This is a genomic window from Streptomyces sp. NPDC000594, assembly GCF_040299965.1.
GTDB lineage: Bacteria > Actinomycetota > Actinomycetes > Streptomycetales > Streptomycetaceae > Streptomyces.
Window position 1 is genome coordinate 1 of sequence record NZ_JBEPCY010000057.1, and the last position, 14,721, is coordinate 14,721.

Here is a 14,721-nt window from a genome sequence, read left to right on the forward strand (position 1 = left end):
CATGACATCGGCGGCATGCAGTCGACGGTGACCTCCACGGCGACCTCCCTGGTCTCCAACCCGCCCCCCGCCCCCCTCCCCGTACCCCTTCGTGCTCCCGAACCGAGGAACCCGTATGCACTCCCGCTCCCGCAGAAGGCCCGCCCTGAGGTCCGTTCTGGCGACGCTGGTCGCCGCCCCCCTCGCCGCGCTCCTCCTCCCCCTGCCGGCCGCGCCCCCGGCCGCCGCCGCCTCCGTCACCACCTGGGACAAGGTCGCCCAGTGCGAGTCGGGCGGGAACTGGAGCATCAACACCGGCAACGGCTACTACGGAGGACTCCAGTTCTCCCGTTCCACCTGGAACGCCTTCGGCGGACGGCAGTACGCCGAGTACGCGCACCAGGCGACCAAGGAAGAGCAGATCCGTACCGCCGAGAAGGTCCTGGCCACCCAGGGCGAGGGCGCCTGGCCCCACTGCGGACCCCGGGCCGGACTCGGCAGCGACCCCGCCGACCCGTACCCCGCCGAGCCGCCGCGCCCCCAGTCCAAGATGGCCCACCTCACCCCGGTCGGTGATCTGACCGGTGACGGGCGGCCGGACATCATCGCGGTGGAGAAGGCCACGGGTGATCTGTACCGCTATGCCGGTCCCAACTTCGCCGGTGGCGCGGCCCGGCTGAAGCTGGGCTACGGCTGGAACGGCATGAGCGACATCGTCGGTACGGGGGACCTGACCGGTGACGGGGTGGCGGACATCGTCGCCGTCGACGCCGACAACGGTGATCTCCTCCGCTACTCCGGTCCGCACTTCAACGGCGGTACGAAGGCGAAGATCGGTACCAACTGGGACGCGATGACGAACATCACCCCGGTCGGTGATCTGACGGGTGACGGGCGTCCGGACATCATCGCGGTGGAGAAGGCGACCGGTGATCTGTACCGCTATGCCGGTCCCGGCTTCGCGGGCGGCGCGGCCCGGGCGAAGATCGGCAACGGCTGGAACGCGTACTCCACGATCGTCGGTACGGGCGATCTGACCGGTGACGGCGTGGCCGACATCATCGCCGTCCACGGGCAGAACGGAAATCTCTACCGCTACTCCGGTCCGCACTTCAACGGTGGCACCAAGCTCCAGATCGGCAACGGCTGGGGCGGGATGACCAGCCTCACCGGCGTCGGGGACATCACCGGGGACGGCATCCCCGACCTGCTCGCCGTCGACCCCGCCACCGACCATCTCTACCGCTACTCCGGCCCCGCCTTCGGCGGCAGTGGCCGTGCCCAGATCGGCACCAACTGGTAGCGACCGCCCCCGCGGTCCCCGCTTCCCCTCTCACCGGGAGTACCTTTGCGACTCGTCAGATCCCTCTGGGCCGGACTCGCCTCCACCGCCCTGCTCCTCACGGGCACCGTGGCCCTCGCCCCCGCCGCCCAGGCGGACAGCGTCTCCGGTGCCGACGCCCCACCGGTCCGCTTCGTCAGCTACAACATCTGCGGCAATATGTGTACCGATGCCCAGGGGTACGACAACCTGCGCCGCATCGACACCGTCGTCGACGAGGCGTCGGGCGCCACCTGGAACGCCGATCAGCTCCACCTCCAGGAGGTGTGCCGCCCCCAGTACGAGGCGATCCGTGCCAGGCTTCAGCCGCGAGGGTTCCAGGGGCTGTTCACCGCGACCCTGTCGGGACGCCCGCAGGTGTGCGGCGGAGCCGACTACGGTGTCGCCGTCCTGGTCAAGGGCCCCGTCATCGACAGCAAGGTGCTCGATCTGACGGTGGGCGGCGAGTCCGAACCGATCAAGGTCCCCTGCGTCAAGACCTACACCCAGAGCCGGGCCAACTGGGCCTGCTCGGTGCACCTCTACTGGAGCGACACCTCGCTGCGGGAGCGGGAGGCCGCCCTCCTCGCCGCCCAGGCCCGGCAGTGGCTCGACGCCGGGACCCCGGTCGTCCTCGGCGGTGACTTCAACGGCGCCCCGCGTTCCAAGATGGCCTCCTCCTTCTATGAGCCCGGTATCGCCGACGGCGGCCAGGGCGACTTCATCGAGGCCGACGAGACCGACCGGGACCACTTCGCCGCCGACCCCTGCCGCACGGACAACCGCTCCCGCTGCCGCAGCGGTGAAGCCACCCTGAACTCCACGAAGATCGACTATCTGTTCCTCTCCGCGCGTCACTTCAAGGACGCCAAGGCGGATGTCCTGCCCCAGGACCCCAAGGTCTCGGACCACCGGCTGGTCCGGGGAGCCGCGTACTGGGCGGACTGCGGTCCGGTCGGCGCCGGGGCGGGATCGGTCCTCCGCCGGGACGCCTCCGGCGCGCTCTTCCGCTACGCGGGCCGCCCCGACGGTACGCTCGCGGGCGCCTGCAAGGTCGGTACGGGCTGGAGCGGCATGCGGACGGTGGCCCGGGACGGCTCGGCGCTGCTGGCCACCGACGCCGACGGGGCGCTCTGGCGCTACCCGGCCGACCCCGCCACCGGTACCTACTCGGGCTCGACCCGCACCCAGGCGGGCACCGGCTGGCAGAGCGTGGACACCCTGCTCGCCCCGGGGGATTTCTCCGGTGACGGGAAGGCGGACCTCGTCGGCCGGGACAGCGTGGGTGACCTGTGGCTCCACAGGGGCGACGGGCAGGGCTCGTACAGCCCCCGTGTGAAGATCGGCAATGGCTGGCAGGCCTACACCGCCCTGGTCGCCCCGGGGGACTTCTCCGGTGACGGGAAGGCGGACCTGATCGGGCGCGACAGCGCGGGCGACCTGTGGCTCTACAAGGGCGACGGGCAGGGCTCGTACGGTCCGCGTGTGAAGATCGGCAACGGTTGGCAGACCTACGCCGCCCTGGCCGCTCCCGGTGACCTCGACCGTGACGGGAAGGCGGACCTGATCGGGCGCGACAGCGCGGGCGACCTCTGGTTCTACAAGGGCGACGGGCAGGGCTCGTACAGCCCCCGCGCGAAGATCGGCAACGGCTACCCCACCGGGGAACTGCTCATCTGACCCGTGCCTCCACGGTGTTCCGGCCCCGGCGACCCACACGGTCGCCGGGGCTTCCCCAAGAAGGCGACCGAGGCGCGCTGTGGGGCGTCGCCAAAAGCCGAAACCAACTGCCCGGCAGCGCTTCGAGGACCTTCTGGTCCGCGTCGCACGCGTGCTGGGGAGGTGGTTCAAGGGCTGACCTGAGCCTCGCTTTATGAGGCTCAGGTCGAAGCCCTCGGGTTTCGTGCGGGGCTCCCGTCTCGGTAACCGGCCAAGGCGGGGGTCCTTTGATTCACGGTCCTCGGCCTGGGCACCAAAGACACCCGGACCGAACAGCGGACCGCTGCACAGCACCGAATATACCGCGCGCGTCGCCCCGGGCGCAGGACCTCCGGCGCGGTCGGCCCCAGTCGGATTCGGTCGGATTCGGGCACAGGACGGGTATTGTCCACGCCCGGCCGGTCCGCAAGGATTGCCCCATGGGGGACAGGGAACACCGGCCACCCGGCGGGTTCAGGGACTCCGACGAGTTCCTCGACGCGCTGCGACAGCTCAAGGACCGATCAGGTCTGACCTACCGGCAGCTGGAGGAGAAGGCCGCGCAATCGGGTGATGTGCTGCCCCGCAGCACCATCGCCGATGTGCTGCGCGGCAAGCACCCGCCCCGGGCCCCCTTGCTCGTCGCCTTTCTCCGGGCGTGCGGCGAGGAGCGGTGGGTGGCGGAGTGGCTCGCCGCCCGGGACGCGATGGTCCTGCGGGAGAAGGAGGCGGGCACCGGGCCGGGGGACGCCGCTCCCCCCGCCGTCACCCCTGCCGCCACACCCGCCCCTGTGCTGTCCTCTGCCCCCGACCCCGTTCCGACCTCTGTGCCCGACCCCGCTCCGACGGCCGCCGCGGAGATATCCGGGAAACGCCCCCGGGCCGCCCTGTGGTGGCTGCTCGCCGCCGTGGTGGCCGCGGTCGCCGTCCTCGTGGGGATGCTGGCTCCCTGGTCCGGTTCGGACGGCGGCGGCGCGGGCACCAGGGAGGAGGCGATGGGCGTACCCGAGAAGGACATCCGGATCCGCCCGGTGCTCGCGCCCCGCCTCTGTCTGACCGACGGTCACGCTCCCCGCTACTCCTCCGTGGTGGCCGTCCAGCGGCCCTGCGACCAGGTCCTGCCGCAGCGGACCTCGCTCCTCGCCGTGACGGGGGACAGCTTCCGCATCCAGTGGTACCGCCCGGACCAGGGCGCCGGCTGTCTGAAGGTACTGGAGTCGGGGCGCGGGACCGGACTGCTGGAGCCCTGGGACCGCTGTGATCTCACCACCCGCTTCCGCTTCGAGGCCGTCGGCAAGAAGGACGACCGGAGATACCGGATCCGGACGGGCGCCCACGGCTGTGTGGGCATGAGGGGCGCGAGCGCGGCGGAGGACGTCGAAGCGGTGGTGGAGCCCTGCCGGGAGGGCCGGGGACAGACATTCATGATCGAACCCGTACCGGACCGCCCGGCCCGCTGACGGGGACCCTCCCGGCGGGGCGACCACGGCCGGGCGGGCTCAGGGCGCGAACTGGTACGCGCCCGCGTCCGGCTGCGTGCCCGACACCGGGTCGCCCACGATATCGGTGGCGTACTCGACCGGAACCCCGCGGCCGATCGCCGGGCTCCCACCCGTCAGCCGGAGATCGGAGGCCGAGACAAAGGCCGGATCGGCGTGGACCGAGCCCGGCCCGAGCTGGAACTGCGTCTGCGCGCCGAAGTACACGCCCGCGTCCTCGTCCGCCCCGAGCCCGTCCTCGTAACCGGTCTTCCCGCCCGTCCTGATGGCGTTGTTCCGCAGGGTGAGGATCTCCGGGGAGCAGCCCGCGTAACAGACCCAGCCCTGGGCCTGCGGTCCCGGCAGGTTCACCGAGTTGTTCAGCGCCCGGGTGCCGTTGACCGGCCCCACCCCGGTACCCGCCCCCCGGGTCACCAGGAAGGCACTGGCCGGGTGTACCGAGGTGACGGCGTTGAAGGCGAAGACATTGCCGTCCGCCGTCCTCCCCGGCCCTCTGCCCAGCTCGGTGAAGGTCTCGTTGTCACGGGCGATGTTGTACTCGACGCGGTTGCGGTCGCCGTTGAAGACCTCGACCGCCGCGCCGTCGTGCCCGAAGTCGTAGCTGACGGCCCGGGAGCCCGTGATCAGATTGTGGGTCACGAGGTTGTCGTCGCCGTTCAGCAGGACGCCGAAGGCCCCCGAGTCGTCCCAGCCGCCGGGGGTGTTCACACTCATCCTGTTGTTGTCCACGAGGGTGCTGTCGCGGACGGTGTTGTGGTGGGCGGTGTCCGCGATGGAGACCCCGGCGACGTTGTTGTCGGCCCGCACCGAGGTCAGGGTGGTGTGGCTGCCGCGGATCTCGAATCCCGCCCACTGGCAGCCGGAGGCGCGCAGCGAGCCGATGCGCCAGTGGGCCCCGTCGACCCGGACGCATTCGGGCACCTGACCGCCGATGACCGGGAGCGCTGCGGAGCGGTCCCCGTACGCGGTGACGGTGAGGGGCGCGGCCGGGGTGCCGCTGGAGGTGAGCAGCAGGGACCCCGTCCAGGCCCGTCCGCGCCGGAAGGCGACGGTATCCCCCGGGGCCAGTGCGGCGGAGTTGACCCGGTTGAGGGTCTTCCAGGGGGTGGTGGCCCTCGTGCCGTTGTTGCTGTCGCTGCCGGACACGGCGTCGACGTAGTACGTCGTCCCGGGCGCCCGTGGTGAGGCATGCGCCCCGGGTGCCGTGGCGAGCGCCGCGGCCAGGAGCCCCGCGACGGGGAGGACGAGGGCGGCGCGGGCTCTGCCGGCAGGCGGATTCACATGTCCTCCAGGGTCCTTGACGGTCGTCCGGGCGTCGACCGGACGTCGTGCGAGGTCGTCCGGGTGTCGTGCGGTGTCGTCCGGGCGGGTCCCGTCCGGACGCTCGCAAGACTGCGGCCTGCGGCGGCGCGGTTCAAGGGAAGGGCGCTGTCCGGGACAGGGCGCCGCTGTCCGGGCTGGTCAAGGGGGTGGTGGGGGAGCTGTCCGGCCTCCGGGCCGGTCCCGTGCCCCCGGCCGAGCACCGGACGGGCCGGTCCCGTGCCCCCGGCCGAGCACCGGACGGGCCGGTCCCGTGCCCCGGCCGAGCACCGGACGGCCCGGTGCTCGGCCGGTGGCTCTACTTCCAGACCATCGATTCGGCCTGGTCGTTCATCGCACTGCCGACATTGGGCGTGTTGGTGAAGTAGAGCTGGTGCGCACCGTTGAAGTCCCGTTCCGAGAACAGCTCGATGTCGCAGTTGCTGCCGGTCTTCAGGGAGCTGATCCGGTTGTTCCAGTTGAGGAGGTCGACCATCCAGTACTCCTGGTCCGAGAAATCGTTGCACGGCCCGTCGCCCCAGAACTGGTGGGACGCGCCCCGGAAACGGGTGTGTTCGTAGATGACGCCCAGAAAGAAGTCGGAGGCCGCACGTGAGGTGGCGGCCGTGCCGGCGGTGGCTCCGACTGTTTCGTTCACCTTGTCCACGAAGGCGGAGTCCTTGGCGGCCTTCGCCTGGGTGGCGTTGGTGACCCGGCCGCCGGTGGTGGCGGAGACGGCCTCGCGGAAGGTGTCGTAGCAGGTGGTCTTCCGGGTTTCGACATGGGTGGCGCAGTGGGGACCCGACGTGGCCCGGGAGGTCTCGGGGGCCGGGGCCGGGGCCGCGCCGGCCGGGACCGATGCCAGGAGGACGCCCGCGCACGCGGCCGCCACCAGCCCGGTCACACCTGTTCTCCTTCTCATGTTCTTCCTCGTCTCCGACAGGGGTGGGCGCCCAACCGGCGGTACCGGTCGCGCTGTTCACCCAGTGATCGTTCCGGGACCCATCCCAGCACCGGGCCACGGCCGTCACCAGGCACAATGACCGGTACAAGTACGTGCGTCATACTTGTGCCGGACCGCTACACCCCCTCTCCGGGGGCGCACACAAGGGGGAACATGACCCGCCCGACACCCGGGGAGTTCGGGCGGCGCCTGCGCGAACTGCGCCTGGGCGCGGGGCTGAGCCAGGAGCGGCTCGCCCACAGTGCGGGGGTGAGCGTACGGGCGCTGGCGAACATGGAAAGCGGCCGCACCGCGGGGCCGCAGCGCCAGACCGTCCAGGCCCTGTCCCGGGCGCTCGGGCTGAACGCCGACGGGACCCGGGCGCTGGAGGCGGCGGCTGCCCCGGGCCGGAACCGCGCCCGACCGGCCACCGGCGCCGCTGCGCCGGGCATCCTCTCCCTGCCGAGGGACGCCGGTGACTTCACCGCCCGCGCCGCCGCCCTCACCGCCCTGGAGTCCCTGGCCGACGGCGCGGCGCCCGACTGTCCGTCCGTGGTCGTGGTCGCGGGCGCGCCGGGCCTCGGCAAGACCGCGTTCGCCGTCCACGCGGCCCACCGGCTCGCCCCCCGCTTCCCCGACGGGCAGCTGTATCTCGACCTGCGCGCCATGGACGCCGAACCGACCCGGCCCGAGGACGCGCTGGCCCGGCTCCTGGCCGCCCTCGGGGTCGCCGAACGAGCCCTGCCCCAAGGCCTGGCGGACCGCGCCGGGCTGTTCCGCTCCCTCACCGCCACCCGCCGCCTGCTCCTCGTCCTCGACAACGCCGCCGACGAGAACCAGATCCGCCCCCTCCTCCCCGGAACCGGCACCTCCCTCACCATCGTCACCAGCCGCAACAGCCTCACCGGCCTCGAAGCCATCCACCGCGTCGACCTCCCCCTCCTGCGCCGCGAAGAAGCGGTGGAACTCCTCACCCGGATCGTCGGCCCGGAGCGCGTCGCCCGGGAGGCACAGGCCGCCCGCGACCTCGCCGACCGGTGCGGACGGCTGCCGCTCGCCCTGCGGATCGCCGGCCAGCGCCTCGCCGCCCGACCCCAGGAAACCCTCACCAAACTCACCGAACTCCTCGAACACGAGGAACGCCGACTCGACCTCCTCCAGAGCGGAGACCGCCAGGTCCGGGCCGCCTTCGCCCTCTCATACGGGCAGCTCGACACCACCGCCCGCCTCCTCTGGCGACGCTGCGCCCTCGCCGCAGGCCCGGACGTCAGCCCCGAGACAGCCGCCCAGCTCGCCGGTATCCCGCTCCGCGAGGCGGAACTCCGCCTCGACGGGCTCTGCGACCGCGGCCTCCTCCAGGCCGACCCCACCGCCGAGCGCTACCGCTTCCACGACCTCCTCGGGCTCTTCGCCGCCGAACAGGGGACGGCCGAGGACGATCCGGCGGACCGGGCCGGAGCCCTGGACCGTACCGCCCACTGGATGCTGGCCCGCGCCACCGCCGCCGCCCTCCACTTCGACGCCGAACGCCATGGCACCCCGGCCGGCGACCCCGACCCCGCCACCGCACCCACCGGCCGCGACCGGGCCCGCGAGTGGCTGGAGACCGAACGGGCCCAGTGGCTCGCCGCCCTCCACCACGCCCACACCAGCGGTTGGCACCGGCTGGTCGTCGACACCGCCGAAGCCATGCACTGGTTCTCCGACGCGACCCAGCACTGGCAGGAATGGGTCGAGGTATTCCGGCGCGCCGCCGACGCCGCCCGTGCCCTCGGCAGCCCGCACGAGGAGGCGACCCAGCTCAACTACCTCTCCTGGGCCCACAATCTGTGCCTCCACCGGCCCCACGCCGCCCTCGAAGCCGCCGACGCGGCCCTCTCCGTCGCCCTCGCCTGCGACGACCGGCTCCAGACCGGCTGGGCCCTCGGCTACGGGGCCGGGGCGCTGCGCCGTCTGGGACGGATGGACGAGGCCATCGCCCGATTCCGCGCGGCGGTCGCCTGCCACCGTGACAACCCCTCGACCCAGGGCAGACTCGCCGAACTGACCACCCTCAACGCCCTCGGCGAGGCCCTGCGCCGGCAGGGACTGGCCCACGAGGCCCTCGAACAGCACCTGAACAGCCTGGAGATCTGCCGACAGGGCATCCCGGGCCAGGCGCCCCACATCCTGGCCACCTACGAGGCCGTCCCCCTCCTGCACATCGGCCATGACTACGCGGCCCTCGAAAGATGGCAGGAGGCCGAAGCGCCCCTGCGAGATGCCTGGCGCATCTTCGAGGAACTGGACATGCCGGCCTGGCTCGGACCCGCCCAGCTCGAACTCGGCCGCGTCCTGCGCCGGCTCGACCGCCCCGGCGAAGCCCGTACGGTGCTGGCCACCGCCCTGCACACGCTCACCACGCACCACCACCCCAGCCAGGCGGAAGCCGCCGCCGAACTCCGCGACCTCGACCGCGCCCACCACTGACCCCGAGCCGGCCCGAGCCGACCCGAATCAGCCCGGGTCGTATGGGTCGTACGGGTCGTACGGGGAGCCTCAGTGCTGGATCAGGCCGCCGACCGGGACGGCGGCGACATGGCCGGTCGCCGGGAGGGTGTGCGCCAGGGCGAGGCCGATGTCGACCAGCGACGACCGGCGCAGGTCGGCGACATCGGGAACCGGGGTCCAGACCGACTCGGCGATCTCCCCGTCCGGTTCGGGCCGGAGCCGGCCGCCGACGATACGGACCTGGTAGAAGATGCCGACGTTCTGGTGCTCCGGCCCGCCGGGGACGGTGCGCTCGGCGGCGGGGATCACCCGTGAGTCCACGCCCAGCAGCCGTTCGACCACCGCGTCACAGCCGGTCTCCTCGGCGACCTCCCGGGTCACCGCGTCGAACGGATCCTCCGCGTGCTCGACCCTGCCACCCGGAAGGGTCCAGTTGCTCTCGCCCTGCGGTGTCACATGACGGGCGAGCAGCACCCGCCCGCCCTCGACGCACACGGCGTACGCCGCCAGCCGGAAACTCATCCCCGCACCTTCCTCGGAACCCTGTCCCGTCCATTCTCCTCGACCGTGGGGTCCCGCCCGGTGGTACGAGTATGGGTACGGGTACGGCAGCGCGCCGGGGCGGCTCCGCCCGTACCCACTCGTACGCCTCCGTACACCCCCCGTACGCTCCTTGGACGGTCCGATCCAGGTCCGGTCCGATCGCCGGGAAAGAGATCCCTTTATCCCCGGCGCGGGCCGTCTTATGCACCGCGCCGTCGCTTTGCCTTCGTTCGTGTGCACCACAGCGTCTTCCCTCGAATGGCGGTGCCCCGAGGCCGGATAGTGGACAGACCGCCCCGGGCCCGCCCCGGGTGCCGCCCACCCACCCGGAAGCAGAGGTGTCGCACCATGCCCACCACCGAGGCCGCCGCCCGAGCGCGGCTTGTGTTCACGCTCTTCGACGCCGACGGGAACGGCTTCCTGGAGCCGGCCGACTTCGAGTTGATGGCCCGCCGGACCGTCGAAGCCCTGCCGGCCGCCGGCGAGGAGGCCGGGCAGACGCTCCGCGCGGCCTTTCTGCGGTACGCCGACACGCTGGTGGCAGAGTTGGACACCGACGGCGACGGGCGGATCAGCCCGCAGGAGTTCTCCGCCGTCGTGCTCGATCCGGGCAGGTTCGACGCCGCCGCCGACGAGTTCGCGCGGGCGCTGGCCGCGATGGGCGACCCGGACGGCGACGGATTCGTCGTGCGTACCGACTTCGTCGCCCTGATGACCGCCATCGGATTCGAACGCCCCAACATCCAGGCGCTGTTCGACGCCTTCGGCCCCGTGGACGGCGACCGGATCCCGGTCGACGTCTGGGCGGAGGGGATCCGGGACTACTACAGCCCCGACAAGGCCGGCATCGCCGGTGACCACCTCCTCCCGGGCGCGGCCTCGTGACGGACCCGACCGCGCGGGGCATAGCCGGCGCGACCGAGCGGAGCGGGGCGGGCACGGCTGCGGGACCGGTCACCGAGCGGCCTGTCGTCGGGCGGCCCGTCGTCGGGCTGGCCGTGGGCCGGGGTACCGGCGGTGAGCTGGCGGATGTCTTCGAGCGGGTCCTGGGCGCGCTCACCGCGGTGCACCCGACGGGGGTGGAGATCGTCCGTTCCCCGCGCCTCTACCACTCGTATGTCTCGCTCCGCGAGGAGCCCGGGGTGGCGGAGATCCAGCGGCTGACGGCCCGGGACGCCGACCACTACGAGGCGTACTGCCGTGGTCTGGCGGCCCGGGGCGCCACCGCCCTTTTCCGTACCGCGATCAACGCACAGTCCCTGTATCTGGTCAGAAGCCGACTGCGGGCGGTGAAGACGGATCTGCTCACGGCCGGGGCGGGCGTCGGGGCAGGAGTCGGGGGAGGGACCTGTTCAGGAACCGGTTCAGGAATCGAAGAAAGGTCTCTGCTGCTGGTGCGGGACCAGGCCCAGGGCTTCTACACCGGTGAGAACACCCACATACCCGGCCGGATCACCCGCACCATGATCCTCACCCGGGAGATCACCGAGGCGGTCATCGGGTACGCCCTGGAGCGGGCCCGGCGCGCCTGGCCCGACGGTCGCGTCGGGCGGGTGGTGATGGCGTACAAGTTCCATCTGCTGGACGGCGCGTTCGACTCCTGGGTGGCGGAGGCGGCGCACCGGTTCGGGACACCCATCGAGGTGTTCCAGCCGGACACCGTCAATCGCGGGCTCCTCGCCGAGGGGCTGCCCGACCGTACCGTCCTCGTCGCCGGGAACGAGTGGGCCGACATCATGCATGTCATGCTCCTGGACCGGTACGGGTGCGGCCCGCAGGAGACCCGTTGCGCCGAGAACGTCTTTCTCGACCCGGCGCTCGGGCGGTTGACGGAGTACCAGACCGTGCATGGCTCCGCCGACGACCTGACCGGCCTCGACCGGGTCAATCCGCTGGCCACCATCCGCGCGGCGGCGCAGATCGCCGAAGGCCACGCCGGGTGCGCGGGCGCCGTCGCGGCCATGGAGGCGGCTCTCGCGGCCGTCGGCGGACGGGGTGTGCGTACGGCCGATCTCGGCGGGCGGCACTCCACCACCGCCGTGGTCGACGCCGTACTCGCGGCCCTCGACCCGCCCGGCGCCCGGGGCGTCCGCACGGCCCCGACCGTACTGGCCGGCGGATCATGACCGACCCGATACGTACCGCCCTGCTCGTCGTGGACCTCCAGAACGACTTCTGTACGGGGCCCCTGGCCGAGGCCCGCTTCGGCGGGGACCCCGCCGTGCTGCGCGGCGCCGTCGCGGGCACGGTCCGGGCCGTGGAGCTGGCCCGGCGGCGGGGTGTGGAGACGGTGTTCGTCCGCTTCGTCGGCGACCCGGAGTACCAGGGCGCGAGCTGGCGCAGCCGCGACGCCCGCCGGGGAAGGCGGCCGAAGTGTCTGGAGGGCACCCGGGGAGCGGAGTTCCACGGTGTGACCCCCGAGCCCGGTGAGGCCGTTGTCACCAAAAGGGCCGTATTCGATGCCTTCCTCGGTACGGATCTCGAAGAGCTGCTGCGGGACCGGGGCGTCGGGCATCTGGTCCTCACCGGCCTGTTCACGGATGTGTGCGTCGACTCCACCGCCCGTACCGCCTTCCAGAAGGGGTTCCATCTCACCGTTCTGAGGGAGTGCACGACCGCCCTCCATCTCCCCACCGAGGCCGTACTGGGCTTTATGCGTACGCTCTACGGCGCCCGGGTCACGACCGCCGACGACCCGGCGGTGTGGGACGCGCCGCCGTACGCCGACGATCCCGTACCGGCCCGGGGAGGGGAGCGGGAGTGATCCATCCGTCCGCACCACCCCGGGGTGTGACGGCGGGGGTGGGCCGTACGGCGCTGCTGGTGGCCGCCGCCCGCGCCATCGAGACCCACCGCCCGGACGCCCTCGCCCACGATCCGTTCGCCGCGCTCTTCGTCCGCGCGGCACCGGACACGGCCGACTGGCCGCTCCATCCCGACCGGGTCCCCGGCGGGGAGTTCGACCCGCTCTGGGGACGGCTCGGCCGGTACTTCGCGCTGCGCACCCGTGTCCTGGACGATCACCTGCTCGCCCGCGCGCGCTCCGGCACCCGACAGATGGTGCTGCTCGGCGCGGGCCTGGACTCCCGGGCGTTCCGCCTGGGCTGGCCGCGCGGCTGTGTCGTGTACGAGATCGACTCGGCGGAGGTGCTGGAGTTCAAGCGGACGGTGCTCGACGCCACCGGGGCCGCCCCCGTCGCGGAACGCCGACCGCTCGCCGCCGACCTGCGGCACGACTGGGCCACGGCACTGCTGGGCGCCGGTTTCGATCCCGCCGCGCCGACCGCCTGGCTCGCGGAGGGGCTGCTGCTCTACCTCCCGGCCCCGGCCGAACAGCGGCTGATCGCCACCGTCGCCCGGCTGAGCGCGCCCGGCGGCAGCCTGGCGTACGAGACCAAGGAGGTGACGGGCGAGTCGGTACGGGTGCGGGGCGGCCCCGTCTACACCGAGGCGCGCCGCCGCCTCGGCCTCGATCTCCACCGGCTCTTCGCCCCGGGCCCGCGCCCCGACTCGGCCGGGGCGCTGCGGTCCCGGGGCTGGGCGGTGACGGTCCGCACTCCGTACCATTTCACCGCCTTCCACGGCCGGGGTCCCCGGCCCGAGCCGGACGACGCCTTGGCGGCGAACCGCTGGACCTTCGCGGCGGCGGGTGGGTGAGGGGACGCTCCCGTACGGCGCGGCACCGTCATGCTCGCGGCGATCCGGTGATGACTCCGTCCGTACACGGTGGAGTGAACGATCACCAGAACCATGGACCACCACGAAGCGTGACTGATTAAGTGCGGAGCGCCATAGGCTACTTGGCCTGTTTCCTGCTCTCAGGAGGCTACGTGCTCCACCTCAAGACATCCTTCGCGCGCAGGGTGGCGCTGGGCGCGCTCACCGCGCTGGCCCTCGCGGCCGCTGTCCCGAGCGGCGCGGCTTCGGCGGCGCCGGAGCCGGTGCAGTGGGCGGCGCTCGGCGACTCGTACACGGCCGGCGTGTTCGTCGGCGACCCAAGGCCGGAGCTCGGCAGTGCGGACCAGGACGGATGCGACCGTACGACGGGCGCGTACCCGAACCTCGTCGAGCGCGGGTTCACGGTGGAGCCGCCGGCGGGCCGCACGGTGCGGCTGACCGACGTCAGCTGCGGCGGCGCCACCATCGCCGAGATCGCCACCGCCCGGCAGGCCCCCATCAGCCCGGTGCAGCCCCCCGAGGGCGGCTGGCCCTCCGTGGACGCGCAGATCGAACGTGCCGGACTGAGCGCGAGCACCGACGTGGTCACGATCGGCGTCGGCGGCAACAGCCTGCCCTTCGGCAAGATCCTCACGTCCTGTCTGATCCTCGGCACCGGGCAGGAGGACGACGCCACCCCCTGTAGGGACGCCTATGAGAGGGGCGACTTCTTCCTCGACCCCGAGTCGATCCAGGACAAGTTCCAGCGGGTCTTCCGGGAGTACGCCACCATGCTGGAGGCCGTGCACGACAAGGCGCCCAACGCCAAGGTCATCACGGTCGGCTACCCCACGATCGTCCCGGCGGACGCCACCACGTGTGACCGCCAGGACACCGCCGAGCTGGCGGCCGACATCCAGGACACCGAGGTCCGGCTCTCGGCCACCCACGGGGACATCGCCTGGCTGGGCCAGGTGAACACCGAACTCAACGCGATCATCGAAGACGTCACGGACCTTGTCGACTACGGATACACCTACGTCGATGTCGCCGCCTCCAGCGTCGGCCACGACGCCTGCCAGTCCCGGGCCACGAAGTGGGTCGAGGGAGTCTGCGGCGAGGCCGGCCCGTACTGGCCCACCGGCCTGACCGTCGGCCTTGCCACCCTGACGTGCTCCGACGGCAAGCGGGCCACGCTGGTGCACCCCAACGCCGCCGGTCACGCCAACACCGCCACCCTGGTCGAAGCCGCCGTCCGCAAGGCTGTGACCTGACCTGACCTGACCTGACCT

General features: G+C 72.3%; 12 protein-coding genes. 9 read left to right on the forward strand and 3 right to left on the reverse strand.

Annotation, left to right across the window (positions count from 1 at the left end; genetic code table 11):
• Window positions 1-115: 115 nt before the first annotated feature.
• The 3 genes from ABT354_RS36805 to ABT354_RS36815 all read left to right on the forward strand — a co-directional run bounded on the left by ABT354_RS36805 (window position 116) and on the right by ABT354_RS36815 (window position 4,458).
• The gene (locus ABT354_RS36805) at window positions 116-1,282 is read left to right on the forward strand and encodes a transglycosylase family protein (protein ID WP_351502180.1); all 1,167 of its coding nucleotides are present in this window, start codon (window positions 116-118) and stop codon (window positions 1,280-1,282) included.
• Window positions 1,283-1,327: 45 nt separating this feature from the next.
• The gene (locus tag ABT354_RS36810; RefSeq protein ID WP_351502182.1) at window positions 1,328-2,980 is read left to right on the forward strand and encodes an FG-GAP-like repeat-containing protein; all 1,653 of its coding nucleotides are present in this window, start codon (window positions 1,328-1,330) and stop codon (window positions 2,978-2,980) included.
• Between the two features lie 458 nt (window positions 2,981-3,438).
• Window positions 3,439-4,458, forward strand: a complete 1,020-nt coding sequence (locus ABT354_RS36815; protein ID WP_351502184.1) for a helix-turn-helix domain-containing protein — start codon at window positions 3,439-3,441, stop codon at window positions 4,456-4,458.
• A 39-nt stretch (window positions 4,459-4,497) separates the two neighbouring features.
• Here ABT354_RS36815 and ABT354_RS36820 read toward each other — a convergent pair whose 3' ends face one another.
• Both ABT354_RS36820 and ABT354_RS36825 read right to left on the reverse strand, forming a co-directional pair.
• Window positions 4,498-5,778, reverse strand: coding sequence for a right-handed parallel beta-helix repeat-containing protein (locus ABT354_RS36820; RefSeq protein ID WP_351502186.1), 1,281 nt, complete (start codon window positions 5,776-5,778; stop codon window positions 4,498-4,500).
• A gap of 337 nt (window positions 5,779-6,115) precedes the next feature.
• Window positions 6,116-6,700 (reverse strand): beta/gamma crystallin family protein, encoded by a 585-nt coding sequence (locus ABT354_RS36825; protein WP_351502188.1) that lies wholly within the window; start codon window positions 6,698-6,700, stop codon window positions 6,116-6,118.
• A gap of 213 nt (window positions 6,701-6,913) precedes the next feature.
• On the opposite strand from ABT354_RS36825, the gene ABT354_RS36830 reads away from it, so the two are divergent.
• Window positions 6,914-9,208, forward strand: coding sequence for an ATP-binding protein (locus tag ABT354_RS36830; protein WP_351502190.1), 2,295 nt, complete (start codon window positions 6,914-6,916; stop codon window positions 9,206-9,208).
• A 69-nt stretch (window positions 9,209-9,277) separates the two neighbouring features.
• On the opposite strand, the gene ABT354_RS36835 is transcribed toward ABT354_RS36830, so the two are convergent.
• Complete coding sequence (locus ABT354_RS36835; RefSeq protein WP_351502192.1) at window positions 9,278-9,751, reverse strand: NUDIX hydrolase; 474 nt, start codon at window positions 9,749-9,751, stop codon at window positions 9,278-9,280.
• 369 nt (window positions 9,752-10,120) lie between these two features.
• Between ABT354_RS36835 and ABT354_RS36840 the strand changes: the two genes are divergently transcribed.
• From ABT354_RS36840 to ABT354_RS36860, 5 genes are all read left to right on the forward strand, one after another.
• Window positions 10,121-10,657, forward strand: a complete 537-nt coding sequence (locus ABT354_RS36840) for an EF-hand domain-containing protein (protein WP_351502194.1) — start codon at window positions 10,121-10,123, stop codon at window positions 10,655-10,657.
• A 107-nt stretch (window positions 10,658-10,764) separates the two neighbouring features.
• Complete coding sequence (locus ABT354_RS36845; RefSeq protein ID WP_351502234.1) at window positions 10,765-11,898, forward strand: isocitrate/isopropylmalate family dehydrogenase; 1,134 nt, start codon at window positions 10,765-10,767, stop codon at window positions 11,896-11,898.
• The gene (locus tag ABT354_RS36850; protein ID WP_351502196.1) at window positions 11,895-12,536 is read left to right on the forward strand and encodes a cysteine hydrolase family protein; all 642 of its coding nucleotides are present in this window, start codon (window positions 11,895-11,897) and stop codon (window positions 12,534-12,536) included. The genes ABT354_RS36845 and ABT354_RS36850 overlap by 4 nt, the downstream gene beginning before the upstream one ends.
• Window positions 12,533-13,429, forward strand: coding sequence for an SAM-dependent methyltransferase (locus tag ABT354_RS36855; RefSeq protein ID WP_351502198.1), 897 nt, complete (start codon window positions 12,533-12,535; stop codon window positions 13,427-13,429). The genes ABT354_RS36850 and ABT354_RS36855 overlap by 4 nt, the downstream gene beginning before the upstream one ends.
• Before the next feature lie 173 nt (window positions 13,430-13,602).
• Window positions 13,603-14,703, forward strand: a complete 1,101-nt coding sequence (locus ABT354_RS36860; protein ID WP_351502200.1) for an SGNH/GDSL hydrolase family protein — start codon at window positions 13,603-13,605, stop codon at window positions 14,701-14,703.
• Window positions 14,704-14,721: the final 18 nt, after the last annotated feature.

Excerpts from the sequence above, each read along its gene's own strand:
- ABT354_RS36805 (WP_351502180.1), top strand. The coding sequence starts at position 116 with ATGCACTCCCGCTCCCGCAGAAGGCCCGCCCTGAGGTCCGTTCTGGCG.
- ABT354_RS36815 (WP_351502184.1), top strand. The coding sequence starts at position 3,439 with ATGGGGGACAGGGAACACCGGCCACCCGGCGGGTTCAGGGACTCCGAC.
- ABT354_RS36830 (WP_351502190.1), top strand. The coding sequence starts at position 6,914 with ATGACCCGCCCGACACCCGGGGAGTTCGGGCGGCGCCTGCGCGAACTG.
- ABT354_RS36835 (WP_351502192.1), bottom strand. The coding sequence starts at position 9,751 with ATGAGTTTCCGGCTGGCGGCGTACGCCGTGTGCGTCGAGGGCGGGCGG.
- ABT354_RS36840 (WP_351502194.1), top strand. The coding sequence starts at position 10,121 with ATGCCCACCACCGAGGCCGCCGCCCGAGCGCGGCTTGTGTTCACGCTC.
- ABT354_RS36850 (WP_351502196.1), top strand. The coding sequence starts at position 11,895 with ATGACCGACCCGATACGTACCGCCCTGCTCGTCGTGGACCTCCAGAAC.